Annotated in this window: 1 rRNA gene (cut by a window edge); it reads right to left on the bottom strand. The window is 56.9% G+C overall.

From position 1 onward, the window contains the following. A 23S ribosomal RNA gene (locus tag ADY59_RS46945) occupies window positions 1–2,500 on the bottom strand; its annotated part runs 500 nt beyond the window's last position; the annotation flags it as partial.

The raw sequence follows: 2,500 nt of genomic DNA on the forward strand, positions 1-2,500 counted from the left end.
GGGTGGGAGACCTCATCTCAAGGCGAGCTTCCCGCTTAGATGCTTTCAGCGGTTATCCCTTCCGAACGTAGCCAACCAGCCGTGCACCTGGCGGTACAACTGGCACACCAGAGGTTCGTCCGTCCCGGTCCTCTCGTACTAGGGACAGCTCCTTTCAAGTCTCCTGCGCGCGCAGCGGATAGGGACCGAACTGTCTCGCGACGTTCTAAACCCAGCTCGCGTACCGCTTTAATGGGCGAACAGCCCAACCCTTGGGACCTACTCCAGCCCCAGGATGCGACGAGCCGACATCGAGGTGCCAAACCATCCCGTCGATATGGACTCTTGGGGAAGATCAGCCTGTTATCCCCGGGGTACCTTTTAGCCGTTGAGCGACACCGCTTCCACATGCCGATGCCGGATCACTAGTCCCAGCTTTCGCTCCTGCTCGACCCGTCAGTCTCACAGTCAAGCTCCCTTGTGCACTTACACTCGACACCTGATTGCCAACCAGGCTGAGGGAACCTTTGGGCGCCTCCGTTACTCTTTAGGAGGCAACCGCCCCAGTTAAACTACCCACCAGACACTGTCCCCGATCCGGATCACGGACCAGAGTTAGACGTTCAAAACGACCAGAGTGGTATTTCACCAATGACTCCACCCGAACTAGCGTCCGAGCTTCCCAGTCTCCCACCTATCCTACACAAGACGCTCCAAACGCCAATGTCAAGCTGTAGTGAAGGTCCCGGGGTCTTTCCGTCCTGCTGCGCGTAACGAGCATCTTTACTCGTAGTGCAATTTCGCCGGGTCTGCGGTTGAGACAGCGGGGAAGTCGTTACGCCATTCGTGCAGGTCGGAACTTACCCGACAAGGAATTTCGCTACCTTAGGATGGTTATAGTTACCACCGCCGTTTACCGGCGCTTAAGTTCTCACCTTCGCTGTGTCACCACAACTAAGCGGTCCCCTTAACGTTCCGGCACCGGGCAGGCGTCAGTCCGTATACATCGTCTTACGACTTCGCACGGACCTGTGTTTTTAGTAAACAGTCGCTTCCCCCTGGCCACTGCGACCCCCACCAGCTTCGGAGGCACGCTCCTACACCGGCAGAGGTCCCCCTTCTCCCGAAGTTACGGGGGCAATTTGCCGAGTTCCTTAACCACAGTTCACCCGATCGCCTTGGTATTCTCTACCTGACCACCTGAGTCGGTTTAGGGTACGGGCCGCCACAACACTCGCTAGAGGCTTTTCTCGGCAGCATAGGATCATCCACTTCACCACAATCGGCTCGGCATCACATCTCAGGATATATACGAGGCGGATTTGCCTACCTCGCTCCCTACATGCTTACCCCAGGACTACCATCGCCTGGGCTGGACTACCTTCCTGCGTCACCCCATCGCTTACCTACTACCCGATCGGATCGAGCGTTCACTCTGACCCCAAGCCCGAAGGCTACAGGCGAGCTAAGGACTCTTAGCATCACGAGGTTCAGTATGGGCGCGTTAAAGCGGGTACGGGAATATCAACCCGTTGTCCATCGACTACGCCTGTCGGCCTCGCCTTAGGTCCCGACTTACCCTGGGCGGATTAGCCTGGCCCAGGAACCCTTGGTCATCCGGCGCGAGGGTTTCTCACCCTCGATTCGCTACTCATGCCTGCATTCTCACTCGCACAGCCTCCACGACTAGATCACTCTGCCGCTTCACCGGCTGCACGACGCTCCCCTACCCATCAACCCCACATAGGGGTCAATGCCACGACTTCGGCGGTGTACTTGAGCCCCGCTACATTGTCGGCGCGGAATCACTTGACCAGTGAGCTATTACGCACTCTTTCAAGGGTGGCTGCTTCTAAGCCAACCTCCTGGTTGTCTCTGCGACTCCACATCCTTTCCCACTTAGCACACGCTTAGGGGCCTTAGTCGGTGATCTGGGCTGTTTCCCTCTCGACTACGAACCTTATCGCCCGCAGTCTCACTGCCACGCTCTCACTTACCGGCATTCGGAGTTTGGCTGACGTCAGTAACCTTGTCGGGCCCATCGGCCATCCAGTGCTCTACCTCCGGCAAGAAACACGTAACGCTGCACCTAAATGCATTTCGGGGAGAACCAGCTATCACGGAGTTTGATTGGCCTTTCACCCCTACACACAGATCATCCCCCAGGTTTTCAACCCTGGTGGGTTCGGTCCTCCACCCAGTCTTACCTGAGCTTCAACCTGCCCATGCGTAGATCACTCCGCTTCGGGTCTACAGCATGCGACTCAAACGCCCTATTCAGACTCGCTTTCGCTACGGCTCCCCCACACGGGTTAACCTCGCCACACACCATAACTCGCAGGCTCATTCTTCAAAAGGCACGCAGTCACATCACAGCCGGAACAAGTCCAGCTAAGCTCCTACGGCTTGTAGGCACACGGTTTCAGGTACTCTTTCACGACCCCTCACCGGGGCACTTTTCACCTTTCCCTCACGGTACTCGTGCACTATCGGTCATCAGGGAGTATTTAGGCTTACCAGG

It is taken from the genome of Nonomuraea sp. SBT364, assembly GCF_001083785.1.
In the GTDB taxonomy this organism is placed as follows: domain Bacteria; phylum Actinomycetota; class Actinomycetes; order Streptosporangiales; family Streptosporangiaceae; genus Nonomuraea.